Annotated in this window: 18 protein-coding genes; 15 read left to right on the top strand and 3 right to left on the bottom strand. The window is 43.7% G+C overall.

Annotated elements, in window-relative coordinates; genetic code table 11:
* The first annotated feature begins 172 nt into the window (after positions 1-172).
* The 5 genes from JFN88_RS24285 to JFN88_RS24265 all read left to right on the top strand — a co-directional run bounded on the left by JFN88_RS24285 (position 173) and on the right by JFN88_RS24265 (position 6966).
* Positions 173-1474 carry a DUF3238 domain-containing protein gene (locus JFN88_RS24285; RefSeq protein WP_199021924.1) on the top strand — a complete coding sequence of 434 codons (1302 nt, stop codon included), beginning with the start codon at positions 173-175 and terminating at the stop codon, positions 1472-1474.
* A 120-nt stretch (positions 1475-1594) separates the two neighbouring features.
* Positions 1595-1960 (top strand): hypothetical protein, encoded by a 366-nt coding sequence (locus JFN88_RS24280; RefSeq protein ID WP_199021923.1) that lies wholly within the window; start codon positions 1595-1597, stop codon positions 1958-1960.
* 868 nt (positions 1961-2828) lie between these two features.
* Positions 2829-4646, top strand: a complete 1818-nt coding sequence (locus JFN88_RS24275; protein ID WP_199021922.1) for a sensor histidine kinase — start codon at positions 2829-2831, stop codon at positions 4644-4646.
* Complete coding sequence (locus tag JFN88_RS24270; protein ID WP_199021921.1) at positions 4624-5826, top strand: response regulator transcription factor; 1203 nt, start codon at positions 4624-4626, stop codon at positions 5824-5826. The genes JFN88_RS24275 and JFN88_RS24270 overlap by 23 nt, the downstream gene beginning before the upstream one ends.
* Positions 5827-5865: 39 nt before the next feature.
* Positions 5866-6966, top strand: coding sequence for an MBL fold metallo-hydrolase (locus tag JFN88_RS24265; protein WP_199021920.1), 1101 nt, complete (start codon positions 5866-5868; stop codon positions 6964-6966).
* Positions 6967-7129: 163 nt separating this feature from the next.
* Here the strand turns inward: JFN88_RS24265 and JFN88_RS24260 are convergent, their stop codons facing one another.
* Positions 7130-7786 carry an FMN-dependent NADH-azoreductase gene (locus JFN88_RS24260; protein WP_199021919.1) on the bottom strand — a complete coding sequence of 219 codons (657 nt, stop codon included), beginning with the start codon at positions 7784-7786 and terminating at the stop codon, positions 7130-7132.
* Positions 7787-7938: 152 nt separating this feature from the next.
* Between JFN88_RS24260 and JFN88_RS24255 the strand changes: the two genes are divergently transcribed.
* Positions 7939-8529, top strand: a complete 591-nt coding sequence (locus JFN88_RS24255) for a TetR/AcrR family transcriptional regulator (protein WP_199021918.1) — start codon at positions 7939-7941, stop codon at positions 8527-8529.
* A gap of 87 nt (positions 8530-8616) precedes the next feature.
* On the opposite strand, the gene JFN88_RS24250 is transcribed toward JFN88_RS24255, so the two are convergent.
* Positions 8617-9150 carry a cupin domain-containing protein gene (locus tag JFN88_RS24250; RefSeq protein WP_199021917.1) on the bottom strand — a complete coding sequence of 178 codons (534 nt, stop codon included), beginning with the start codon at positions 9148-9150 and terminating at the stop codon, positions 8617-8619.
* A 390-nt stretch (positions 9151-9540) separates the two neighbouring features.
* Between JFN88_RS24250 and JFN88_RS24245 the strand changes: the two genes are divergently transcribed.
* Positions 9541-10206 carry a nitroreductase family protein gene (locus JFN88_RS24245; protein ID WP_199021916.1) on the top strand — a complete coding sequence of 222 codons (666 nt, stop codon included), beginning with the start codon at positions 9541-9543 and terminating at the stop codon, positions 10204-10206.
* Between the two features lie 112 nt (positions 10207-10318).
* Here JFN88_RS24245 and JFN88_RS24240 read toward each other — a convergent pair whose 3' ends face one another.
* Complete coding sequence (locus JFN88_RS24240) at positions 10319-10771, bottom strand: hypothetical protein (RefSeq protein ID WP_199021915.1); 453 nt, start codon at positions 10769-10771, stop codon at positions 10319-10321.
* A gap of 308 nt (positions 10772-11079) precedes the next feature.
* On the opposite strand from JFN88_RS24240, the gene JFN88_RS24235 reads away from it, so the two are divergent.
* The 8 genes from JFN88_RS24235 to JFN88_RS24200 all read left to right on the top strand — a co-directional run bounded on the left by JFN88_RS24235 (position 11080) and on the right by JFN88_RS24200 (position 26064).
* Entirely contained in the window at positions 11080-12900 is a 1821-nt protein-coding gene (locus JFN88_RS24235) for a cache domain-containing sensor histidine kinase (protein WP_199021914.1), read from the top strand.
* Complete coding sequence (locus JFN88_RS24230) at positions 12875-14455, top strand: response regulator (RefSeq protein ID WP_199021913.1); 1581 nt, start codon at positions 12875-12877, stop codon at positions 14453-14455. The genes JFN88_RS24235 and JFN88_RS24230 overlap by 26 nt, the downstream gene beginning before the upstream one ends.
* Positions 14456-14542: 87 nt before the next feature.
* Positions 14543-15664, top strand: a complete 1122-nt coding sequence (locus tag JFN88_RS24225) for an ABC transporter substrate-binding protein (RefSeq protein WP_199021912.1) — start codon at positions 14543-14545, stop codon at positions 15662-15664.
* Positions 15661-16764, top strand: a complete 1104-nt coding sequence (locus JFN88_RS24220) for an ABC transporter ATP-binding protein (protein WP_199021911.1) — start codon at positions 15661-15663, stop codon at positions 16762-16764. Before JFN88_RS24225 ends, JFN88_RS24220 begins: the two co-directional genes overlap by 4 nt.
* The gene (locus tag JFN88_RS24215; protein WP_233168392.1) at positions 16751-18433 is read left to right on the top strand and encodes an ABC transporter permease; all 1683 of its coding nucleotides are present in this window, start codon (positions 16751-16753) and stop codon (positions 18431-18433) included. The genes JFN88_RS24220 and JFN88_RS24215 overlap by 14 nt, the downstream gene beginning before the upstream one ends.
* Positions 18434-18458: 25 nt before the next feature.
* Complete coding sequence (locus tag JFN88_RS24210) at positions 18459-19718, top strand: extracellular solute-binding protein (protein ID WP_199021909.1); 1260 nt, start codon at positions 18459-18461, stop codon at positions 19716-19718.
* Positions 19719-19725: 7 nt separating this feature from the next.
* Complete coding sequence (locus JFN88_RS24205; protein WP_199021908.1) at positions 19726-20577, top strand: protein phosphatase 2C domain-containing protein; 852 nt, start codon at positions 19726-19728, stop codon at positions 20575-20577.
* Between the two features lie 42 nt (positions 20578-20619).
* Positions 20620-26064: a cadherin-like beta sandwich domain-containing protein gene (locus JFN88_RS24200; RefSeq protein ID WP_199021907.1), complete on the top strand. Its 5445-nt coding sequence runs from the start codon at positions 20620-20622 to the stop codon at positions 26062-26064.
* Positions 26065-26260: the final 196 nt, after the last annotated feature.

Genomic DNA, 26260 nt, shown 5'->3' with positions numbered 1-26260 from the left:
AAATAAATGAGTCACTATTAAAATAGGTAAAAATTCCTATTTAATTATTTTAGTAAATATTATATAATTTAACAGTATGTAAATCCCAAAAATGGGAGATGATTAATTTGGTAAATGTATTTATATCTTACAATTTAGTAGAATAATTTAACTATGACTGGAGTGTTGTATTATGAAAAGGTTGTATATGATTTGCTTGTCTCTTTTTTTGTTGTTAGGGGTGTTTAATTTTTCATCAGTTGAGGCCAGAGAAAAAGATATTTTAGAAATTGTTTCAATTGAGTCTCAATCGAATTCTATTAGAATTGAATGGAAAAAAGCGCCCTACGAATTTGAAGTAATTGAAGATAACAAGGTGGTATATTCCGGAACTGCACATTATTTTGTAGATGAAAATTTGGATAGCGATAATGTTTATACATATCTAGTTAGGGTGCTTGACCTTGATGGGAATATACAAGATCAAGCGAAAATAAAAACAAGAACAAAATCTGAAGCTACCGTAATTTCTCGTCAAGGAAATGAAGATTCTAAAGTTTCTATCAATGATTTAGTAGTAAACACAATTGTGAAAAAGAACTCTATCGTCATTGACTGGGAAGACTTGAAAAGCATACAATCGTACAAGGTCTATAAAAATGGTATCTTTATCGGTGAAAGCAAAAAAAGTGAATTTAAAGATAGGACTTCCAACACGGGCAACGAATCTGTGTATGAGATTAAGTTCTCCGTTGACCTTACTAAAGAACAGAAAGATGCATTACGAGAAGAGTTTGAAAAGACAGGGATGAAAATTACCCCTGTAGAGGAATCATTAATTAAAAACGAATATTCAATCATTAGATTAGTTGATCAAGGTTTAAGCAATTTAGAAGATAGTGAACAGCAGGCTCAATTATTTTCAACGTCCACGCAAAAATGGGATATCAGATATACTACTTTCATACCTATGGATTACGCTGAAAACCCATGGTCACTTGTAGACTCAATAAAATATTTCTCAGGAGATAACCGCAGCTTTAGTTCTACGGCTTCTAGTTTCCGAACAAGGGCTGATGTGTCTGTGTGTTTCTGTTCTGCTGCACAATCGGTCGGTCTTAATAGATATATTGGAGAAACCGTGGGCTATGACAACAATAAAAATGAAATACCAGGGGCTAGGGCTAGAGCGAGTGAGAATGGGATTACTTTATCAAGCCAAGAATTATCTACAAGTAAAATTAAGTTTAAAGTGACGCATGCTGTGAATAACCCGTTAGTGGCTTCACCCGATATTGACTACAATTACACAGGGACATTTTTTAGTAACGGATCGTTTACTATTGTTGGGGATCATGACCAAGCACCGAGCCACGAACTGTATATCAAGTTACCGGGCCAAACGACTTATACGACTCTTATGCAAGATTCACACCAAGGATTTAACTACTTGTGGCCATTTATGCCGTCAAAATCCATTAATATCTCAAGGTAAAAGCTATGGGAGAGTCCCTCAATAGAGGGATTCTCTTGTTATTTGAATCAATCCAGACAAGAGTAGTATTTTCCTAATATAAAGTAGGCCAGAACAGACTACTATTCAGGAGGAAATCAATTGTTGGTAAAATTAATTATTGCTCTAATTTGTTCGGTATTAATATCAATTGGACTCAGCATTATTACACCGGGTTACTTTATTTCTTATTTTATAGTAGCAGGCCTAATTTGTATTATTTTGGGTGTTCCCACTTCTTTTTTAATTGATTACGCTGTCAGTAAAGTGCATTTGAGCAAAGTATCAAGTTCTATATTAAGTTTGTTTGTCTATTCTGCTTCGGGGTCCATACTTGGAGCGGTAGTACTTTCTATATTTAATAAAACTCAATTTATAATCTGGTATAAAGTATTTTTTTTAGGTGCTATTGCAGGACTGCTGTTTTATCTCATTCAACTTGTTTATAATTTTTTCACAAATAAATAAGGCTCAAAACCAGAATTAGTGCTTGATCTCTAGGTGGAGGACGTTGCGTGGCAGAGGATTCTTCCGAACCCTATTAAAGCCCGATTCCTTGATTTCATGGAAGTTTGCAGGGGGAATTGGTCCTTAAGGAGACCACGTTCGTTTCTCCAGAATTCCTCTGCTCCTTCGCTGCTCTCTCCTGTTTGTCAAGCACTGATTTTAAGGTTGAGCCATAAATAATTTAATAATTCGCATCTATATTGAATTAATTTTGGTAAATAGTCTCTATAAAAACATATTTTAAACTATTGTTTTTCACCCTACTTCAGAAGCCACCCTATGAGAATGCATCACCGGCAGATAAGTAGCAAACAAGTGAGACTGCAATCTCTTAACTCGGCAGAAAGCCTTCCCAAATCGTCACATGCGGTACACTCGACATTGATCTTGTAATTATTCCGTTTGTCGCTCAAGAGAGCTAGGCTTATAGTTCTACAGCCGCGCATAGCGCCCCCTAGGGCAGCAATACCCGAATTTTTTGATGCTTACCCCGAAAGCCGTCAAAACGTTGTAAGAACTGCTGGGATACGCCCCACTTCTGCGCCAGGTTTGGGAATGGAAAGAAGCGTTTACCATGTAAGTATGACTGCTCCACGAATGTTTATCGGTATAAAGCTGAGATTTCAGTCGAGTGCAACCGCAACCGATTTATGCCTGCCTAGTCCAGCACTGATTTTGGCGTAGAGCCAATTTAATCATTGGGATTTTTGCTGGCGGTTGTGTTTCTTGAATGGAGCTACTATACTTTTATTGAGAATTATCGCTAAATCCTGGACTTAGTGCATTGTGCTGCAGCCATACCGCATGCAGAATTTGGGGAGAGTCAGCAATGAAAATAAAATCCTTTAAAACAAGCATTATTCTTTATTTCTCGTTATTAATATGCGCTTCGCTAACGATTCTCGGGACGATCAGTTATCAAACCTTCTCCAGATTTACAGAAAGGGAGATGGTGAAGAACACGACTGCAATTACGAATCAGGTGAATCAAAATCTGGATTTTTACTTAAACGAGATTAAGGACTCCTTGCGTTTTTTGGCTATTGACCAGAATTTGATTACCATTCTTCGGGATACGGTTCCGGAGGAGGGGAAATTTGAGTCGACACAGGACTATACCCGGATATCTGAGTTGTTAAATAATATTTTTTCCGAAAAATCGGATATTCGCGGATATTTTATTTATAATTATGACTATCGCAAGCAGTATATCAACAGAACGCGTTCTATTGATTTCGACTCCCCGTTCCTGAAGCAGGTGTGGAAGGATTTCAAGGAGACCCAATACGCGTTGCAGATCAAGTTTTATGGCGCTCATAAGCCGGATTATTATGACAATTTTGATGAGAAAGCGCTCTCTAATAATGTGATCACGATAGCTGCCAATATTAAGGATGCCTACGATCCTTCCAATCCCAATTTGTACGGAGTGGCTATATTTGATTACAATATCAATAAGCTTAAACATATTTTTGAAACAGCGGAGACCCAGATCGGCATTAACTCCTTCGTCGTCGATGACAAGAAGCAGCTTATATATGCTACGGACCGCGCACTTCAACTGGATGAAGACGGGCTAAATAAGCTTTTCCAGGATCAAACGGGATATTGGACTCAAGATGTGGGCGGGCAGAAAATGCTGGTTGTCTATTCTACCTCAGCGGTCACCGGGTGGAAAACCGTAAGCCTGCTGCCCTTTACTCGTCTTGACCAGAATCTGTCCGTCATTCGCAATACGGCGCTGCTGCTGCTGATCATTATGATTATGATCGCGATTTTATTTGCTTCTCTCATTACGATTCGAGCATCCCAACCGATTTTGAAACTGGTTAACTTTATGAAAAAAGTTGGTACCGGAAATCTGGATATCCGCATGGAGCGCAACACGGAGTATGAGGAGATTATGGTATTGAACCGGGGAATCAACGACATGCTCGATAAAATGAAAGAACTGATCGATGACTCAATTAATCGGCAATTGCTGCAAAAAGAGGCGGAATATAGCGCTTTGCAGGCTAAAATGAATCCGCATTTTTTGTATAATACGTTGCAATCGATATCCTCATTATCAATTTTGGGCAGAAATGAAGATATTGAGCTGGCAACCCATTCGTTAAGAGAAATGTTGCATTATTCGCTGTACCATATGAACGAGATGGTGCAAATCAAGGACGAAATAAACGCTGTAGAAAATTATTTGCGCATTCAGAATATTCGTTACGATGGACGCATTCACTACGAGCTTCAGGCTGATGAAAGCGCGCTTTCGTTTCCCATTAATAAATTTGCGATTCAGCCCATTATCGAGAATTCGATCTATCATGGCCTGGAGAGCAAGGACGGGGTATGGAAGATCAGTGTTGTCATTCAGGATGAGCCTCAGCGTATTCAAATTGTTATTACAGATAACGGGGTTGGCATCAAACCGGACAAGCTGCAAGCTATTCGTGAAGAGCTTGATTCAAAAGGCGCTCGCAACGGCCGGATCGGTCTGACCAGCATTTCCGACCGTTTGGCACTGAAATTTACATCAAAAGCCAGACTGGAAGTATACAGCGAATGGGGCAATGGAACAACGGTCCGTTTAATCATACCGAAATTTCAGTCACAGGAAGGAGTATCACATGATTACCGTATTACTGATTGATGACGAACCTCTTACAACATTGGCGCTTCGTAAAATTTTGGAAAATAATTTTCCGGATATTGAAATATTGGGTGAATTGACAAACGGACAGCAAGCGTGGGAACTGATGCAAACGAGAGTGCCGGACATGATTATTTCCGATATTCGGATGCCCCATCTGAATGGGTTGGAGCTGTTGAATAAAGTACGTGAAGCCCAACTGCCGAGCAAAGTGATTTTGCTGACGGCATACGGAGAGTTTGAATATGCCAGGGAAGCTTTGAAGCTCCGTGCATCCGGGTATTTGCTCAAGCCTTATATTCAAAGTGAAGTTGTGAAGGAAGTTTTCCGGGTTATGAAAGAAATCGAAGCGGAGAACGGGGTAAAAGAAAGCTTGTCCAAAGTGGTTCCTCTGATTGAAGAGAACGCTCTCAAGAAATTGCTGGCAGGCAGACTGGACGCCAAAGGGTTGAATGAGTTTTTGGAGCTTACTGATCGTCGCTGGGAGGACTGCAGGGTAACTGTTTTTCAGCTTGGCGGGACAACCTCCAAAACCGTTGAAATCGAACAAGTCATTAAAATCAGCCTGACGGAGGAAGTCAACAACTATTTTCAACATTCCAGTTGCACGGGCATCAGTTTTTTTCACCGGTATAATGAATTCATGGTTATTGATGCGTCTTCAGACGATTCTTCTGACCTGCGTGTATCGGACTGTACACGGATTGTAATGAACTATATGGATCAGCACATTTTGGTCGGCGCCAGCTCACAAGCGGTTCCATTGCTGAAATTGCCGGAGGCCTATGAGGAAGCTTTGGCACTAAGCCGCAAAGTTCAGGATTCCGGGTTCAACAGCGGAGCGGCGATTCGCCAGGGAGCATTAATTGAAAAGGCAGTTGATTATTGCAAGCAGTATTACATGACGGACATCAATCTGCAAAAAATTGCAGATTATTTAGATATTAATAAGCATCATTTTTGCAATCTTTTCAAGGAACAGCTCCAGGTTACGTTCTGGGAATATGTAACCGGTTTGCGTATCGCTCATGCCAAGCACTTATTGCAGACCAGCGATGAGCTTGTGGCAGACATTGCCGTCCAAAGCGGTTATATTAATACCAGCCATTTTGGCCGGGTGTTCAAGGAAATTGTAGGGATTACACCCGTTGAATTTCGCAGGAAAATGAAAATCTCCTGAGTTTCGTCTGTCATTGTATTAGAAAGTAGGAAAAGAACGATGAAATATGTTATTATTACGGCCATAATTGCGATTTTAATATTCCTTATCTATCAATATTATCCCCCTCTCGGCGGAAAAAGTTCGACGGAAAGTCGGAAGCGAATCCATGAATCGAACCATTTTGCCGACGGAAAGTTCCACAACCAGATTTCTACGCCGCTGGATTACGGATTAAAAGGGACAGTGGACACTACGGTAAAAGCAATTAAAGGAATTCCAAACAGCAAACCGAAGGGGAGCATCCCGGTTCAGCCTTTCGACTCAAAATCTTTCATCGAAAATCCGGAGGATCAGGTTATATGGTTTGGCCATTCTACATTGCTGCTTAAAGTAAGCGGAGTCAAGCTATTGCTCGATCCTGTATTCGGGGATTACGCCTCCCCTGTCCGTTACGTTGGCCCCAAGCGCTACAGTGACAAGCTGCCGGCACAGATTGAGGATTTGCCCGATATAGATGCCGTCATCATCTCTCATGACCATTATGATCATTTGGACTACGGATCGATTCGCAAGCTCAGAGGGAAGGTCAAGCAATTTATTGTGCCCCTGGGGGTTGCAGGGCATTTGACGAATTGGGGAGTAGACCCTGGCAAAATTATAGAACTGGACTGGTGGGATGAGGAATCGTTTCAAGGACTGACAATCGCCAGTACGCCGGCAAGACATTTCTCCGGTCGGGGAGGAGGTCGCTCCGGCCCTACCTTATGGAGTTCATGGGTAATTGTTGGCGGGAAATCGAAGATTTATTATAGCGGGGATAGTGGTTACGCGCCGCACTTTAAAGAAATTGGCAGCAAATACGGCCCATTTGACTTGACCCTGATGGAATGTGGTCAATATGATGAGAAATGGGCGTCTATTCATATGACCCCGGAAGAATCTCTGAACGCAAATCTGGATGTACAAGGCAAACGGATGATCCCGATTCACTGGGGGGCATTTACATTAGCTTTCCACAGCTGGACCGACCCTATTGAACGTGCCAAGCACGCTGCTGACAAGCTGAATGTCGAGTTGGCGACACCGAAGATAGGAGAGACCATGTTCATCAACGCTCGTGAATATCCAGATGCACATTGGTGGGAGGATGTCGATTAGAACGGAGGAATTCGAGCAAGTAAAATAGCCAGACGGCGGCCTCCGTGTGAAGGGTTCTTCCGGTCGCTGTTACTTCGCGGATTTCTCCTTTTACACGGAGGAAGGCCCTATTTTGGCTCCATTCAGTTAACTTATATACATCTGAAAGTCTTCAAAGAGAAGTTTAGAATATTTTCGCCAGTTCCGCGGCCCGTTCCAATGCCTGATCTTTAATCTCCTGCGCTTGTTCTGGATATTGATGAGTGCCTTCTACATAGATGGCTTCAATAAATTCTACTCCCATGAGCTTCAACACAGCCTTCAAGTAGCTATGGCTGAATTCGACATCTTGAAATTCGCCGTGCGAGAGAACCGTCCCTGAAGCCTGAATGTGAACGACCCGTTTCTTGCCCTGAGTGCCCTCAAGGCCTCCCAAGCCGCGCAGACCATTATTACTTGGCTTGAAAGTGACACCAGGCATAGAAATCACATCGATGTAAGCTTTCAAAATTGCCGGAATCGAAAAATTCCAGACCGGATTGGCAACAATTACTTTGTCCGCAGCGATAAACTGTTCAAGCAGTCCCCACAGATGGGCGGATTTTGCTTGTGATTCCGGGCTTAGCTGTTCAAAGGCTGGACCGGTCGGCGGCTGACCCCAGCGGCTCAGGATATCAGCATCAAGCAATGGAACATTCGCTTTGTACAGGTCCAGATGGACAATTTCATCCTCTGGATTAGCTTCGCGGTAGGCATTAACAAAAGCGTTGCCGACAGTGAGGGAACGGCTTACCTCCTCATTGTCGAAAGGATGAGCAGTTATATACAGAACAGTTGCCATTAGTTATTCTCCTTTATTTATGCATTTGACACAATCCTGACCTCCCATTAAAATAGGAATGAGACAGGTCTGTACCACTAGGAGTAATGATACAGACAGTTCTGTACCTTGTCAAATTCTTTTTTTGTAATTTTTTATAAAGAGGGGTGTATATGATACAAAAAGAAACCGCTAAAGAACGCATATTGCGTGTAGCCTCTCAATTGTTTTACTTGGAGGGCGTTCGTGCCGTTGGCATTGATCGGATTATTGCCGAGTCCGGGGTCGCCAAAGCCAGCTTCTATCGCAATTTCAAGACCAAAGATGAACTCGTTGGAGCTTACTTGAACTTGCGCAATATGGATAGTTTGAGCGGGATCGAGGCAACGAAGGAACGGTATCCGGACGAGCCGGCAAAGCAATTATATGGTATTATCGAAAGATTGGTTTCGCAAATGCGGGAACCGGGTTTTCGCGGATGCCCTTTTATTAATGTGCTGGTTGAATTTCCCGACTCGGCCCATGAGAATCATCAGGAGGCCATGCAATGTCGGGTGGAGCAGGAAAGAGAGGTCGCACTGATCGCTCGTCAGGCTGGGGCACGAAGTCCTGAAGTTCTAGCCGCGCAATTGAAGATGCTTTACGGGGGCGCATTTATAGAAGCTTATACGAACAAATCAACCTTAAACACCGAATATTTTTATGAAGCGGCCAAACTGCTGATTGAAGCGCAGCTCCCTGCAAAGCCATCTTGCATCGAGTGATGATTGCAGCAAAAAGACTGAACAGGCATAAGATGCTCTTGTCCAGTCTTTTTGTCATATATGTGGCGTATGAAAGGTGAGCAATGGTTATACCGTTACCGCAACAGGAATTTCTTCATAGGCCAATTTTCGAATCACTTCGTGATGCTCAGGGTATAGCGCAAGTAATTCCTTCTGTGTAAACAGCTCGAAATCCTGAAAATCAAACCCTGGTGATACCATGCATCCAACAAGGGAGAAAGTGTCCGGTTCCAGAACTGAAGAGCCGAAAATCGAATTTTTGGGAACCAGATATTGCAGGGTTTCATTATTGTCCAGATTGGTCCCCAGTTTTACTTCCTCATACCTGCCGTCTTCGTGAATGACATGGATGGTTAATGGACTTCCTGCATGATAGTACCATAATTCATCCGATTTCAACCGATGAAAATGCGATACTTCCTTGGAACGCAATAGAAAATAGATACTGGTGTAAAGAAAACGATGACCATCGAATTGGACAGATAATTCCTGATCCGTTATCTTTTCCTCGCCTTGATAAGTTCTTTTATAATACCCGCCCTCGGGATGAGCGGCCAAGTTCAGTTTGGAAATCCAATATTCAGGACTAGTTGCCAACATGCGATCATTTCCTTTTTATTTATTTTCAATTTCTCCATAATACCATGGTTTAAAGGATTTGACGACATGCTTTGACCTCTGGAGGCAGCGTCATGAATAAAAAGCCGTATATTAAACAAAATAATATAAATGAAATGGTAGCAGCAATGCTGTTTATGGTAGCAGCAATGCTGTTTTATGTTAAAAAATTGGGATCAAAACAAAATTAGTGGACTACTCTCTCCTCTATGTCAAGCATTAATTTTTAGGTTGAGCCAAAAATTGTTTAGGATATTTCCACTATTTCTGAGGAAAAACAGACAGTTGACAAGACTTTTTTTGTTGGTTATACTGTGCGTATTAAACAACAGTTTATTTGAATTTATAATATTTTATGAAGAGGGTGCAAAGATGACAACTGCATTAACACCGACTCCGTTATTTGATCAAGTGATACGCGAGCGTCGTTCGGTTCGGAAGTATGATCCGGATTTTGAAGTGACTGAGCAGGACATTAAAGATATTTTATCTGACGCGATATTGGCGCCATCCTCCTCCAACTTGCAGCCTTGGCGTTTTTTAGTTATTAAGGATAAGGAATTGAAACAGCAGTTGCTGTCGGTTGTTGATAAAAATAACGAGCATCAGGTCGTGACGTCTTCGGCTATCATTGCAGTCTTGGGAGACAAGGAAGCTTATCGTTATGCGGGAGAGATCTATCAAGAACTGGTGACAGCAGGAGTATTGACACAGGAAATGTGTGACGCCATTGTAAAGACCTCAACCCATCTTTACTCTAATTCCAGCGACACCAAGCTCAGGGAAATCGCGCTGGTTGACGGCGGAATTGTATCTCAGCAGCTTATACTTGCAGCCAAAGCCAGAGGTTATGATACGCTGCCTATGGGCGGTTACGACCCCGATGCATTTAGAAAATTTTTCAATGTCCCCGACCGTTATGTTCCTGTAATGCTGATTGCGGTAGGCAAAGCAGAAGTGGGAGCGGCCCAGCGGTTTGCAACGAGACGCCCGTTGGAGGACGTTACCTCCTGGAATGCGTTCAACTTTGAAGCTTAATGACGAATTGCTCTCGATGAAGCTGTCTCTCACCTCGTAATTGTGAGAGGCAGCTTTATTTACGTAAATTTTTCGTTGATTGCTGCTGGGAACAGTTGTGGGTGCTTGTGCATTAGCTTGCCGACATAACACATACACCCAGCAATAATATTGGAAAAAATAAACTCGTTACCGAAAATAGAAAAGTATATTTCCTGTCTAATTTCACTAAAATCTGGTCAACCAGAAAAAAAACAACTGCTCCAATAAGACTAAACAACAACAAAACAAGACCAAAGACGATATGAAGCGAGCCAGATACAATGATTCCGATTCGCCGATCATTACTTTTTTTTGATATAAAGTTTCCAATCGTGTCACTTGCAATGGAACATGCTATACCATACGTAAATATAACAGGTAAAACATACACCATATAAGTTGGAATAATCGTCATAACAATCGTAAAAAATGCTGAATCATCAGTGGGCTGAATAAATTGTGCCGGAAACAATAAGCCCAACAGTATGGAGTGAATTGTGCCGGCAATTGATGCTGCAATGACTTTTCTATATAAAATCTGCACCTGCTCACCTCATCATTATTCCCCATTCAAACAACGTTCGAGCGTACATTATTGCTCTACATGGTCGTTTCGTCACTTAAATCTTACTTTATTTCCCACTGAATAATCAATATTACTCCATGTAATTCCGGGAACCTGAAGCCTTTCTCGCACCTATAGGAACATATAAGTCATATATTATTCCTAATTAATAGACACATAATGAACCTGATCTATTTCGACGTTATATTTTACATCTAAAAAATATCTCTTATCTATAATTGTACTTATCCATAGTGACATCATGAGAGGAAGTGAGCCAAGTTGTCATGAAAGATAAGTTCATTACTCGAATTGCTGGTATGGGATTCAGAAATAAGCTTATTATTCTGTTTACGTTAATTTCGATTGTGCCATTAAGTGTACTGGGGTTATTATCCTATAATCATGCTTCTTATACGGTTCAAGAAAAGGTATATCAGACGATGCTGGAGAGTCTTTCTCAAATTACGTACAGCATGAATTATTTTATTAACGATATCGAGCAGTTATCTATGTATATATACAGTAATGAGGATGTACAGCAAATTTTGTCCGTGGATTCAGCCGATCGTTCGACTAGCAATCGTTATCAGGACGAAAAAAGAATATCAGCAATTCTGGAATCATTCGTTGGATTTAAAAAGTGGGATATCGAAATTTATATTTTAGGAAAAAACGGGGATCGGTTTTTTACGGCCGACGTCCTTCCTAAGCAATATAGGAATATAAACTCCAATTGGGGCTTGTTTCGGAAAGCTCGTCTTGCAGGCGGCAATGCAGTGTGGGATACCCAGTATACACTTAAAAAGCTTTATGATTTTGGCACAGCACTAGGCAATGGCAGACTGCTCAAAAATATCGATACGGGCGAGTTTTTAGGATTTTTGGTCATCGATATTATGGAAACAGATTTAGTCGATAAATATGCCAAAGCGCATCTTGTAGAAAATGGACAAATTTTTTTGCTGGATCAATTCGGAAATGTCATATCAAGCCTACCGAAGCATCAGATTGGAACAAAGCTCCAGGCCGAATTTCTACTTACAGTGCTGCAAGGGAGTAAGGGCTATTTTCAATCTGAGAACCAGCAAGGAGAGAAGCAGATGATCATTTACGATACTTCTGAGGTTAGCGGCTTCAAGCTGGTTAGTGTCGTTCCTGTCAAGGAAGTGATTAAAGAAAGCAGCAGCATAAGAACATTGACGATCGGGATTTTGATCGTTGGCATTATGACCTCATTTGGTTTTGCCTATGTTGTTTCCAATCATATTACCCATCCGCTTCGTAAGCTCCGACTACTCATGGGGCAAGCGGAGAAGGGCGATCTTGACATTTCATTTCCGGTGAAATATAAGGACGAGGTTGGACAATTAGGCCAAAGCTTTAACCGTATGATCGATAGAATCCAGTATTTGATAAAAGAGAATTACGAGAAAATATTGCAGTTGAGAGAAGCAGAGTTAAAAGCTATTCAAGCGCAAATTAATCCTCATTTTCTTTATAATACGCTGGATTCGATTAACTGGATGGCGAGGATTCATAACATTGACGAAATATCGCGAACGGTCATTTCCTTGGGAGAGCTTTTTCGTTACAGCATTCGAAAGGGAAATCAGTTCATTACAATTAGCGAGGATATGACTCAAATTCGGCATTATTTGGCGATTCAGAAGATTCGCTTCAGAGATAAAGTGACGATGGAAGTAGAGGTGGATCCTAATATTTTGTCTTTCTATACATTGAAATTATTAATACAGCCAGTAGTAGAGAATGCAATTGTACATGGTCTGGAAAGAAAGGTGGGACATGGAACACTGCGTATTCGAGGCCAGGCGGCAGGGGACAAAATTGTATTTGTCATTCAAGATGACGGGATCGGCTTCTCTGCCAGTCAACAAGAGGATCATACGATTCAGACAAAGATGAGAGCAGGAGGGGGAACCGGAATCGGACTGGATAATTTGAAGAAAAGAATGGAGCTTCAATTCGGTGAGGAAGCTTCCTTTAATATGACGAGCGAAATAGGATTAGGCACTACTGTTACTATCAAGATTCCTCAAATCAAACATGCGGGTGATGAAGATGTTCAAGGTAATGATCGTAGATGATGAATGGATTGTGCGCCAAGGAATAAAAATGACGATTCCTTGGCTGGATATGCATTGCCAGGTCGTGGCAGAGGCGGACAACGGATTGGATGCGCTAAGGATATTCCACGAGGTGCTGCCTGATATCGTGCTTACTGATATTCGAATGCCGGGAATGGACGGCTTGTCGCTAATGAGGGAGATTAGAGAACAGTACCCGACAGTTACCGCTATTTTTCTCACAGGGTTCGATGATTTCTCTTACGCTCAGGAAGCGATTAAGATAGGAGCGTTTGAGTTAATATTGAAGCCTTCCGACCCGGAGGATCTGCGGCGTGTAGTTGGGGAAGCTACTCGGCAAATCACGATACAGAGGCAGCAGATCGATTATAGGAGGAGTCTCGAAAATCATCAAAAAACGAATCAGCCTTTTGTTCTGGAAAAGGTGCTGTATCGCCTGATGATGGATAACGCCTCGATTAAAGAAGTGAATTTGCTGTACAAGGCGCTGGAGGGCAGGTTGGAGCTGTTCGATGATTATAGAATTGCCATTCTTGATTATTCCAAGGTTGAAGGGGATAGTGCAAGGACGCGGTCCCTCTCACCAGATCATTCAATTATTGACAGCTTTCTTATGCAGCATGCTTTAACTGAGGCCATAGCATTAGAAGATCATTCGTACGCCATTTTACTTAATGAATCCGGGGGATCAAAATGGCGATTTAGAATGAAGGAGCTAATGGAGCATAAGGATGTTGCTGTAACGTTGAGCTTAAGCCATGTGCATCATGGTTTGTTAACGCTAGGTCAAGCTTACGCGGAGGCCTGTCTGGCACATTTCTATCACGCGTTTCCTGATCATCCTCCCATTATAGATTATGAAGTGATTCATAACGAAGATCGTTCCTCTCTGGAGTGGAATGAAAGAGAGCTTGTTGAGGCCATGAAGTGGGGGGATGATCAGGCTGTCAGGCAGGCCTTGCAGGATTTGTATAAATCAGTGCTATGGGATTTAGGCGGTAGAAAGATGAAGCAGAAGCAGATTGGCATACAACTGTTGTTTGTCGTCTACCATTTGTTAAACCTTCATTTTCGGGAATTCGAAGGATTGCCTGAGCTAAAACAGGTGATGGATGAAGTCAATGGTAAGCGATCCTGCAAAGCGATACTTGAGTGGCTGGAAAATATGGTTACCCAAGTGAATAGCCAATACATAAAAAGCAAGCTTCCTATAAAAAACGAGATGGAAGAGGTACGAGACTATATTAACACCCATTTTACAGAAGAAGTGAAAATGTATGAGCTAGCTTCTGGACTGCATATGAGTGAAAGCAGCTTCAGCAAGCTGTTTAAGAAGCAATTCGGCATTAGCTTTGTAGATTACATTACAGAATTGCGAATCAATAAGGCGAAGGAATTGCTCCTTGATCCAGAGATTAGAATCGGTGAAATTGCTCGTATGGTTGGTTATACTGAGACGCGATATTTCAGTCAACTGTTTAAAAAAGTGACCGGAGAAACGCAGCAAACCTTTCGCATGAAGGTGCAAAAGCTACATTATCGTGCGGAAAAATAACGAACATTTTTGAAAATCTACTACGTTGTTGGATAGCTCTTGCGGTCTTATAGTAAGGATGTACTAAAAAACAGCAGGAGGTTGAACATGATTAAATTTAGAATTGCAGCGTTATCGATTATGGTTGTAATGAGTTTAATGCTATCGGCTTGTGGTACGAGCTCCAACAATGCGGGTACTGGCAAAACGAATAATGCCGGGGGATCGTCAACGACAAGCGAAGCGACTGCAACTGCAACAGATTCTTCAACAAATGCCGGGGGAACGGATACAGTTAAACTAAGCGGGAAGGTTGTTATCTACTCGCCTAATAATGCGGATATTAACAATCCGATCGTCAAGGAATTTCAAGAAAGAACAGGTGTACAGGTGGAGTTGATCGCCGGAGGCACAGGGGAGTTGTTGAAGCGTGTCGAGGCGGAGAAAGATAATCCGCTAGGCGATGTTTTCTTCGGAGGAGATACAGCATCCCTTGGAGCCTATAGCGACTATTTTGAGCCGTTCGAGACGAAAGAAAAGGCGAATCTGAATCCGGCATACCTGCCTGCAAGCAAACTGTATACGCCGTTTACACTTCTGCCAATGGTCATTATGTACAACAAAGAATTGGTTGCTGCAGGAGAAGAGCCAGCGAGCTGGAAAGATTTGCTCGATCCAAAATGGAAGGGCAAAATCGCTTTCGCAGATCCCGGTAAATCGAGTTCTTCTTTTACGCAGTTGGCAACAATGCTGACTGCATTCGGCAAGGACGATGAGAAGGGCTGGGAATTCGTTCAGAAGCTAGTAGCCAATCTTGATAGCAAGCTGTTATCCAGCTCAGGCAGTGTTTATAAAGGTGTAGCAGACAAGGAATTTGCAATTGGCATTACATTGGAAGAAGCAGCACTTCGCTATGTTGAAGGCGGAGCGCCAGTAGGAATTGTATATCCATCGGAAGGTACCGTTGTTACACCAGATGGAATGGCAGTGATCAAGGGTTCCAAAAATATGGACAACGCTAAAGCATTTATCGATTTTGCAGCGGGACAAGATGTTCAGGCGCTGCTTCAGAAAGAATTTTTCCGCAGATCGGTCAGAACCGATGCAGGAGCAATCTCGGGGTTGCCGGATATTTCAAGCATCAAAACTGTTGATTACGATTACGGTTGGGTAACTGCGAACAAGACAGCCATCAACGAACGATTTGCGAAAGTTGTAACGGGTCAATGAAGGTAAGGTTTGATCAGATAACCAAATATTTTGGCCAAGCAGCTGCGGTTAGCGGAGCGGAATTCACCATTGATGATGGTGAGTTCTTCACTTTGCTAGGCCCTAGCGGATGCGGCAAAACAACATTGCTCCGCATCATTGCCGGGTTCTATCAGCAAGATCAGGGTGATCTCTACTTCGGCTCGAAATTAATGAATATTGTCCCTACCCATCAGAGGAATATCGGCATGGTGTTTCAGAACTATGCGATTTTCCCGCATATGTCGGTATTTGATAACGTGGCTTACGGATTGAAAGCCCGCAATATAAATAAAACACAGATTGCCAAGAGGGTTATGGAAGCTCTGGAGATGGTTGAGCTGCAGCACTTGCGGGATCGCTCGCCATCCGATATGAGTGGCGGACAACAGCAACGAATAGCACTCGCCAGAGCCGTTGTCATCGAGCCAGAGCTGCTGCTTATGGACGAGCCCTTATCCAACCTCGATGCGAAGCTGAGAATTAAGATGAGAGCAGATATTAGAGCTTTGCAGAAGAAGCTGAATATTACGACCATCTATGTCACACATGATCAGGAAGAAGCATTGGCGGTATCCGATCGAATTGCTGTAATGAGCCGTGGTGTTATTCAACAGATTGGCTCTCCGCGGGATATCTATTTAAAGCCTGCCAACCAAACCGTAGCAAGCTTCATCGGTACATCGAATTTACTAGAGGGAATTGTGAAGGAGCATGATCCCTCCACAGGATTAGCGGTCGTTCAGTTGGGGAACCAACTGCTCCATATGAAGCTGGTACGAGCTTATGTCGGCAAGGCGTTGTTATCCATTCGCCCTGAGAGAATAAGGCTGTTTGACAACATGCGAAGCGATCTGGCCCATAAGCTAATTGGCATTGTAAGGCAATCAACGTTTCTAGGTGGAAAAATGCATTATGTGGTGGAATCCGAGCAGGGACACCTGTTGGAAGTAGAGCAGCAAATGAGCGTGCTGATTGAGCCTTTCGAGGAGAACCAGCGGTTAGTCGTGGATCTCCAACTGGAACATGCAGTACTGTTCGATGGCAAAGGAGAGGAGGTTCTCAACTTTGCTGCACCGTAAGGCAACCCGTTTAGGGCGAAGAAATTGGTTTGGGTTGAAATGGGATGTTTGGTCAGTCGTTACACTGGCTGCCTTTGCGTTTCTTACATTTTTTGTCGTGTATCCGCTAGTTTCATTATTGCTAAACAGCTTCTATGATCAGACAGGAAAGTTAACATTAGGTAATTATTGGGAATTTTTACGTTTGAAATATTACTACTCGGCCTTGTTTAACAGCTTTAAAATTTCAATACTAGCCACTTTGTTCGCAGTATTGATCGGGTTGCCGCTAGCTTATTTATCGACTCGGTATCAAATAAGAGGCAAAGGCGCTTTGAATATTCTTGTTATTTTGTCTCTGATGTCTCCGCCCTTTATTGGAGCTTATTCCTGGATCTTGTTGCTTGGCAATAACGGCGTCATCACAAGACTGCTGCATAGCATCGGTATTCCGTTTACTTCTATTTATGGTTGGCAAGGCATTGTATTCGTGTTTGCATTGCAATTTTACCCGCATATTTATTTATATGTTTCAGGCGCGCTCCGAACAGCTGATTCTTCACTGGAGGAAGCTGCCGAAAGCTTGGGGATGCCAGCCTGGAGAAGGCTGCTTACGGTGACACTGCCACTTGTTCTGCCAACATTATCTGCGGGTACTTTGCTCGTATTTATGGAGTCCTTCGCTGATTTTGGAACGCCGATGCTTTTGGGCCAAGGCTACAAGGTCATGCCGGTGCTCGCTTATGAGCAGTTCATCAATGAGATGGGCGGCAATATGTCTATGGCAAGCACGGTCAGCGCTTTAATGATTGTGTGTTCAACATTGGCGCTATTCGTTCAACGTTTTGTATCTTCTCGCAAAAATTATGCAACATCCGGCATGAGAATTGCAAAGGTGAAACCGTTGTCCAGAAAGAAAAGCTGGTTGTTCACGATCATTGCCTTCGTTCCGGCCAGTATTTCGATTTTGCCGCAAGCTACGGTCATCTACACCTCTTTCCTGGAGAGAAAGGGACCTGTGTTCCACCGCGGCTTCAGCCTGGATAGTTATATCCAAATAGGCTATAAGGTACAGAAGGCGATTACGAATACATTCAGCTTTTCGTTGATGGCTATGGGGATCATTATAGTTATGGGAGTATTGATCTCTTATGTACTTGTACGAAGGGCATCCCGATTAACCGCATTTCTGGATGGGTTAATTATGATTCCTTACATTATTCCGGGAACGGTGCTTGGCATCAGCCTTATTATCGCATTCAACAAGCCGCCGATCATTCTTACGGGAACGTGGATCATTATTGTTATTGCTTATGTAGCTCGCAAAATATCCTACACAGTCCGGTCTAGTGTTGGCATTCTTCAACAGTTGGATCGAAGTGTAGAAGAGGCCTCTATTAGTTTGGGCGTTCCTCCTATGAAGACGTTCTTCAAGACGACGGTCAGACTGATGATTCCAGGGGTGATGTCGGGCGCGATTATAAGCTGGGTTGCCGTAATTAATGAGTTAAGTACATCTATTGTACTTTACCACGGAGCAACAGCGACGATATCGGTAAGCATATATAGTGAGGTGTTCAGCTCTAATTACGGTACTGGCGCGGCGCTTGCTACAATTTTATCGGTATGCACAATTATTTCACTAATTATTGCCAATTGTCTGTCGAGGGACTCTAGAACGATTGCGTAAATAACAGGATGAGCGGAGGAGAAACATGGTCTGGAAAAATATAGCTGGATGGTCGATTGCGATCATAGGAGTTGTGGCAAGCTTGCTTATTTTAACATGGCTGCAGCCAATCAGCTCTAGCAAATCCCTCCAATATATGGTGCAGACAGAGGTTTCTCTGACGGCTTGGATTTATAGCAAGCCGGTAGGCGAGCTGTTAGCAGAGTACCAGTCCAAACATCCTGAAGTGAATATTGAAATACGTACCTTTCGTTCAGAGCGGCAGCTCTACGAGGAGCTAATGGCAGCGATATCGACGCGAATGCCCCCGAACATGGCAGAGATCGGCAGCGGTTTTGGAATAATTGGGCTAGCTGAAACAGGAGGGCTGGCCCCATTTGATCGATTATCTAGTGAGCCTATGCTTGCGATTGATTCCGATTACTTGGAAACGTTCAAGTATGACGGACAGCTATGGGCTATGCCTTATGGCATGGTTGTACCCGTCCTGTACTATAATGAGAATCTAATGCGCCTCAGTGATGCGCCTTCAGATGCGACATCGCTGAGCTGGGAACAGCTGACTTCGTTTGGAATGAAGATGACACAAGATATTAACGGTGATGGGAGTACGGATATTTGGGGTTTAGTAGCAGATAACAGTGCTCTATGGAATCAGATTCGCACAATTGGTGTAAGGGAGATCGATTCTGCAACGGACGTCGAATATTTGTTCAGTGTATGGCATGATCTGGTTCATCGCTACAAAATAATGCCAGCACTCGAACAGCATCTGGCTTTAAGCAGCTTTATTGACGGAACGGCAGGCATGTTGCTGGCGCCATCGGATATTGCAAAAATGCTTGAAGAATATATTGGCGGCACATTTGAATTCGGTGTACTTCCAGTTCCGCATATTGCGCATAATGATGCAACTCCCGCTCGGGTGAGCGGTTTTGTGATGCTGCGGTCTGGTGCAGAGACCGAACAGAATGTTCGTCAGATCATCTCTTATCTCCTTCAGCCGGAAATACAGCAGCGTCTGTTCAAGGAAACGTCCAAGCTGCCTATCTTAAAGGGGAGCATCGAACAATTGGTTGGGGAAGGCAAAGGTTTAACCGAGCGAGATTACGAATTGTTCCGAATTGCAGGTGGGAAGCTGCAGCTTGAGAGAGCAGGAATGACAAGCAAGGCAGGGCGCGAAAAGCTTCTTAATATTCAATTGCAGTTGGAGGCTAATTCAGAAGCATGTATCCCTTGTATGATGCAGGCTTACGAGGAAACCTTTATGAGGGGAATGAGGTGAGGCATCGATGATTATCGAGAAACTTAGCGTTCAAGGAGACGGAGTATGGAATGAGGATGCTCTTATCATCCGGGAAGAAACCGGCTTGTTCGGCGTGTTGGATGGAGCGACTTCGTTTGTACCCTTCCGAGGACCGAATGGAGAGACAGGGGGGTTCCTGGCCTCACGGCATGTGCAGGAGCAGTTAGAGAAAGTTGAAGGCCGGGAATGGGAACAGTTATCGCTGGAATCTGCCGTATTGCTGGCCAATACAACTTTGCGGCAAACGATGATCCATTACCAGGTGGATCAGACAAGTCCTCAGCAGCTATGGTCAACTGGAATTGCCGTCATTCGAATCACGGAGCAGCGGATTGATTATGCACAAGCGGGTGACTGCATGATCTTGGGGACATATGAATCGGATGAGGTACGGGTTTTGACAAGGGATCAGGTAGATCATTTGGATCAGCAGACGAGAAGGCGCTGGCAGGAGGCTGTCTCTGAAGGGAGTATCACTAAAGAGCAAAGAATGAGCAAGGAAGCCCCCTATATTCTGAAAAACAAAGCGTTGATGAATGGGAAGGGAGGTTACGGTATCCTGAACGGTCAGCCGGAGCTTGTCGATTTTCTTGAATATGGATCGATTAGCCGGAACCGGTTAACCGGGTTAATTCTTTTGACAGACGGCATGTTCCCCTTATCAGAAAAGTACGATAGCCCTGTGGATTTCGCTGAACTTGCAAGGGAGATTCAGACACGGGGATTGGACCAATATACGAAAGAACTTCTGTCATTGGAACAATCGGATGCGAACTGTACACGGTATCCGCGTATCAAAACCTCGGATGATAAAACAGCTATCTGGATCAGGTTCTGAACAGTTACAAATAGGTTTACCAAATTGGAGGTATGTAGGAAAATGAAATCCACAAGGTTTTCACTTAAACAGTTATTTGCTTGTACGATGTCATTTTTAATCTTTTGGTCTCTACTTACCGCAGCTTTCCCCCAATCCATCTCAGCTGCCACAGATGCAAGCGCAATGGCAGCTCCGCTTGAGGTGGGCGGCGCATTATCGGGACTAAGCATAAAGGGAGCAAAGCTGGAGCCGGGATTTGCCGCAGAAGTGCATAACTATGAAGTGCAGGTACCGATTAATACAACGAAAATAACGGTTACGCCAACAGCGATTGATGCGAATGCTAGAATTTCGGTTTCAGTTGGAGGGGGAGAAGCCCAGACGGTTCCAAGCGGAGCACGCAGCCTGCAGATTGCATTGCAGGGAGATCGTACGCTCATACAGATCAAGGTAGAGCCGGCGGCAGATGCTGGGGAAACCAATACTACGGCTACGGTATATTCAATTACAGTAAAGCACAGAGATACAGGTGGCAAAGGTGACGATATCATTCGTGAATTTCTGAACGCGAACGGACGCACGTTAATTGTTGCTCACCGTGGCAATTGGCTGAATGGACTGCCTGAGAATGGACTGGATTCGATTCGTGAATCGATCGATGAAGGAGTGGATATGGTTGAGCTGGACATCCGCACCACAAGAGATGGCGTTCCCGTTCTTATGCATGACAGCAACGTTAACCGTACAACGACTGGCAGGGGAGAAGTGAGGAGCCTTACACTTGCTCAGCTTAAACAGTTGTGTCTCAAGAATAGCGATGGCTCCATCACCAGTCCTTGCGAAACGATCCCAACGCTTGAAGAAGCCATGGCATTGGCTAGAGGCAATATTATGGTGAATTTGGACATTAAGGACGCGAATTGGGATATTATGTGGGACATTTTGGTGAGGACGGATACGACGGATCATGCCTTATACAAAACCAGCGCCAGCAAAGCTTCAACTGCTACCTGGATGGCTCAATTCAAGGATTCTGCCGTGCAGCCGCTCTTCATGCAGCTTACATCAGATCCAGCAGTTGCCTATGACTTTATGAACCCGAATACGACGCCGTTTACAGTGAATGCCTTTGAGGTGAGCTTTGCAGACGATGACGCTGCGGTCATGAACCCTGCTTTTATTGCTGACATGCATAGACTAGGGGCCAGAATATGGGTAAATACCATCTTCTCTGTACCTGGATTGGCAGGCAGGCACGGGGATTATGCTTTCCTGACAGACCCGAACGCTGGCTTCCCTTGGTTGTTGAACCGGGGCGTGGATATGCTCCAGACGGATACGACTGCTCTCCTCATTAAGTATTTGAAGGAAAGAGGAAATACGGATTCTTCTGAGGTGACCCAGACCGTGGTTCTTCAGCAAGGAATCAACGGATATGAGGGCACAGCAGATACACAAGTTGTGGAGCTTCCCGAAAATAACAATCATATTCACAATTTCGGCGGAAATGCCCAGGTTAAGATTGGTCCTCAGAAGCTTGCTCTGCCGTTAATGGCAGGGAACGTAACGTCAAAGATTGCTTCTCTTACTACACTAGGTTCAAGTCCGGCAAATGAAGGCAAGAATAATCTTATTGATTCATCCCTGCAGAGCAAATGGCTCACAGGGCAACCGACCTCTATTATCACTTTTGTAATGAAGGAGCCTACTGTCGTGCGTGGTTATGCGATATCATCCGCTAATGACTCGCCGGCCAGAGATCCTCAAGATTGGAAATTTGAAGGTTCTCATAACGGAAGCAATTGGGTTGTCTTGGACACAAGAACCAGTCAATCCTTCTCGGAACGATTTCTTACAAAAACGTATCAAGGTTTTACGAATGACACTGCCTATTCACAATATCGGCTTAATATTACCGCAAATAGTGGCGAAGTGAATTTACAAATCGCTGAAATTCAGTTATCTGATGGAAGTATGACAGCTCCGGAAGAGCCTGAAAATAAGGATCATCGCTATGGGTTGCTGAAATTCGATCTCTCATCCATACCATCGGATGCCAAGGTAATTTCTGCGAAGCTGGGATTATACTTGGTTGAGACGGGTAGTGCGAATGGCTCTCTCGCGAATGACATTGCTGTGCATAAGGTGACTTCGCCTTGGATCCAGGGCAAGGGTATTGGTGAAAATGGAAGTGCAATCCCTAACGGACAGAATTGGGTGAATTGGGTCACGAAACCTTCCTTTGATGCCGCTCCGTTTGCAATATTCCCGACGGGAATGGAGTTGTATAAATGGAAATATTTTGATATAACCAATATGGCGAAGGGATGGCAGGAAGAGCATTCATCTAACTACGGCTTGCTGCTAAATAATGAAAAGCGGGCGGTTTCATTTGCTTCATCAGAGCATAGCGTAAAGGGCTGGCGTCCCAAGTTAGAGGTGACGTATTCAATTCCGGTCGCTGGACTTTCGGTATCGCCGTCTGTACTCTCACTTGAAGCAGGAGAAAGCTCTAAACTTCATGCAGTAGTTACGCCGGACAACGGTTTGAACCGCGAGGTATTCTGGAAATCGGAAAATGAAGCGGTGGCGCGCGTAGATCGCACAGGCTTAGTTACAGCGACTCGCAAAGGGACGACTACGATCGTCGCTACAACAGCCGAAGGCGGACATACCGCATCCATTCCAGTGACGGTAACCCGATCCGGTGCAGACGCTTATCTGAGCGATCTTAAGCTCAATGCCGGTAGTCTGATCGGGGATTTTCATCCTGAAACGACAGAATACAATGCAGATGTGCCGGAGGTTTACAATCATCTCGCAATAACACCCTTCGCCGAAGATGAAGATGCAGTTGTGACCATATCAGTTAACGGTGGACAGCCTGTGCGGGCGGTTAGCGGACAGCAAAGTGATTCTTTCCCGCTTGAAATCGGAAACAATGTCATCATAGTTAACATATCGACCAATGATGGATCATATGTAAAATCGTATAAAATTAATGTTCCAAAAGCTGCGTTCGCCTTCCAAGAAGGAATTGACGGTTATACAGGAACGGCAGATACTCAGCTGTCCAAAGGTACTGGCGGATCAGGTACTAAATACTATCAGTACAATTTGGGCGCTCAATACGGCTTCGAGGTTGGCTATTATAACCAAACGATTGACGATGAGAAATATGGTTTGGTACGTTTCGATAACCTGCCAATTCCTGAAGGAGCGATCATCAGCGAAGCCAGCCTGAATCTTTACCATTACGCCCAGCGCAGCACGGCAAGAGCAAGGGATGTGTTCGCTCATCAGGCTAATGCGCCATGGGTAGAAGGTCGAGGCGGAAGCGGCAATTCCAATGATGGTTCAATGGCATCTCCGGGCGAGGTTACATGGGAGAACTATATTACGAACAATACGAATCCTTTCAATCCTTTGGCAAGCGGGCAAACTAACATTTCTGGAGTACCGCAATGGTATGCGTTTGAGATTACGGATATGGTGCGGAACTGGACAGATGCTCCGGAAACTAACTACGGCGTCGTGCTCAAGCCGCAGTCTTACCCGAATTCAAATGATCCAACTATGACGGGTACGAAACGATTTTATACAAAGGATTATACAGATTCACAGCTGCGACCATACTTGCGTGTCGTCTACATGATGCCTGTTACAGGTATCGAGCTGGATCAATCTGAAATGGCTCTTAAATTGGGCGGCAGCGGCGGCAAGCTTACAGCATTTGTTAAACCGTTAAATGCAGTCGACAAGTCGGTAACATGGTCCTCCGATAACGAGGAAGTAGCTGTAGTCGATCAGAGTGGGTTTGTTACTGCTATCGCTGAAGGCGCAGCAACCATTACAGCAACGAACGTAAATGGTCAAACAGCTCATGCGGTTATTACTGTTCAAAAGCCGGGTACAGAAGCAGAACTGCATGGGCTGGAGTTGAGCAATGGACAACTGTCATCAGCACTTACAGCGGGTCAATACAAGTATGATGCCATTATACCGATTAGTATGAATGAATTAAGTTTGACACCTACAACTGAACCGGGTACTAAGATTATAGTAAGTTCGGGGAATGGTGCTGAGCAGCAGGTAGAGAGTGGAACTCGCAGTCTTCCGATTGCTATTCAAAATGGGATGGATATTACCATTGTCATTACATCTGAGGACGGACAAACGGTTCGGACGTACACGATTACAATTATCAAGAAATCGGGTTTAATCGGTCTTCAGCTGTCAATTGGCAATTTATCGCCTGCATTCTCTACAGATCAACTGCAATATACGGTTAACGTGCCAAGCTCAACAAACGATATTATGCTGGAGCCTTATGCCATCGATAGCGCAGAGACCATTCGGATCAGCTCCCCAGATGGACAAGAGCAGACGATTTCAAGTGGAAATAGAAGCAATCCGATTAAACTAAAATCTGGCGCGAATATTTTATGGCTGGAAACCAATGCATTCAATAGGGCGGACAGCCGCACTTACACGATTGTTATTCATCGGGAGGCTGCAGCTAATTCCGGTTCAGGCTCTTATGGTTCAGGTTCTTCCGGCTCAGGATCAACGCCGACAGATGCAACTGGAGAAACGATTAAGCTTGGCGATGAACTTGTCGTAAATATTCCGCATGAAGATGCAGGTAATAAATGGACACTTAAGAAATTGCCTCAAGAAACAAATATCGCCCCCTATGATTTATTGAGTGCGGTATATTCGATTACGGCAGAGAAAAATAAGAAAAGCAGTAAGCCATTGACGATTTCTTTGGCCTTCAATTATTCGAAAGTGAAAGAAGGCCGCGCTTCTGTATTCCGATTTGATGAATCGGTTAATCAGTGGATTGAATTGGGCGGATATGTACAAGATGGGATAATTACTATAGCGACCAATTCAATAGGCAAATTTGCTGTATATCTAGTGGATCGTGAACGCGAACATGAACGTGAAGAGCCTGTTGCGACTTGGCCGGATGTACGCAATCACTGGGCAGCGAGCATAATCGCCAAAGCGGCTGAGAAGGGTATTTTGACTGGTTATTCGGATGGTACTATGCAACCTAATCGTCAGATCACGCGTGTTCAATTCGCTGCAATGTTAGTTCGTGCACGCGGATTTAATGAGACATTGAATGCTGGTAATTACAAGGACCAGTCGGAAATTCCGACATGGGCGGAGGGAATTATCGGTGCTGCGGTTGACAATGGTATTATCTTCGGTTATTCAGATGGGTCAATCCGTCCTAATCAACCCATTAATCGGGCAGAGATGATTACCATGTTAATGAGAGCTTTCGATATTAAATTGGATCATCAAGAACAATCCGGCTTCAAAGATGCAACTGCGATTCCTGAATGGTCGAAAGCTTCAGTATTCAAAGCGGAACAACTAAATATTATTGCAGGCAATCAGGGTGTTTTTAAGCCAACTGGTGCCGCAACAAGGGCTGAAGCAGCGGCTGTCATCACTCGTATGCTGGAAGTTTTGGATACATCGAAATAGTTCGCTGAATGGTTAAATAATTAAACAGACAACATTTGTACATTTTATATGTGCAAATGTTGTCTGTTTTTGGTTTGGCGTAATTCAATATGCTACCAAGTTAATGAAGAAATTAAGGTCAACACGCAACCAGACTCTGTAGCCAAAGAGTCTGATTTAAAAGAGAACTATATAATTGCATTACTATAATTTATTG

The organism is Paenibacillus roseus (genome assembly GCF_016424485.1).
GTDB classification, from domain to species: domain Bacteria; phylum Bacillota; class Bacilli; order Paenibacillales; family Paenibacillaceae; genus Paenibacillus_D; species Paenibacillus_D roseus.
Note: the sequence above shows the minus strand (reverse complement) of the source record. Positions and strands in the feature narration are given on the sequence as shown.

Bases quoted from the DNA above. Each gene is read 5' to 3' on its own strand.
- JFN88_RS24285 (WP_199021924.1), top strand. From the start codon at position 173: ATGAAAAGGTTGTATATGATTTGCTTGTCTCTTTTTTTGTTGTTAGGG.
- JFN88_RS24275 (WP_199021922.1), top strand. From the start codon at position 2,829: ATGAAAATAAAATCCTTTAAAACAAGCATTATTCTTTATTTCTCGTTA.
- JFN88_RS24270 (WP_199021921.1), top strand. From the start codon at position 4,624: ATGATTACCGTATTACTGATTGATGACGAACCTCTTACAACATTGGCG.
- JFN88_RS24265 (WP_199021920.1), top strand. From the start codon at position 5,866: ATGAAATATGTTATTATTACGGCCATAATTGCGATTTTAATATTCCTT.
- JFN88_RS24260 (WP_199021919.1), bottom strand. From the start codon at position 7,786: ATGGCAACTGTTCTGTATATAACTGCTCATCCTTTCGACAATGAGGAG.
- JFN88_RS24255 (WP_199021918.1), top strand. From the start codon at position 7,939: ATGATACAAAAAGAAACCGCTAAAGAACGCATATTGCGTGTAGCCTCT.
- JFN88_RS24250 (WP_199021917.1), bottom strand. From the start codon at position 9,150: ATGTTGGCAACTAGTCCTGAATATTGGATTTCCAAACTGAACTTGGCC.
- JFN88_RS24245 (WP_199021916.1), top strand. From the start codon at position 9,541: ATGACAACTGCATTAACACCGACTCCGTTATTTGATCAAGTGATACGC.
- JFN88_RS24235 (WP_199021914.1), top strand. From the start codon at position 11,080: ATGAAAGATAAGTTCATTACTCGAATTGCTGGTATGGGATTCAGAAAT.
- JFN88_RS24230 (WP_199021913.1), top strand. From the start codon at position 12,875: ATGTTCAAGGTAATGATCGTAGATGATGAATGGATTGTGCGCCAAGGA.
- JFN88_RS24225 (WP_199021912.1), top strand. From the start codon at position 14,543: ATGATTAAATTTAGAATTGCAGCGTTATCGATTATGGTTGTAATGAGT.
- JFN88_RS24220 (WP_199021911.1), top strand. From the start codon at position 15,661: ATGAAGGTAAGGTTTGATCAGATAACCAAATATTTTGGCCAAGCAGCT.
- JFN88_RS24210 (WP_199021909.1), top strand. From the start codon at position 18,459: ATGGTCTGGAAAAATATAGCTGGATGGTCGATTGCGATCATAGGAGTT.
- JFN88_RS24205 (WP_199021908.1), top strand. From the start codon at position 19,726: ATGATTATCGAGAAACTTAGCGTTCAAGGAGACGGAGTATGGAATGAG.
- JFN88_RS24200 (WP_199021907.1), top strand. From the start codon at position 20,620: ATGAAATCCACAAGGTTTTCACTTAAACAGTTATTTGCTTGTACGATG.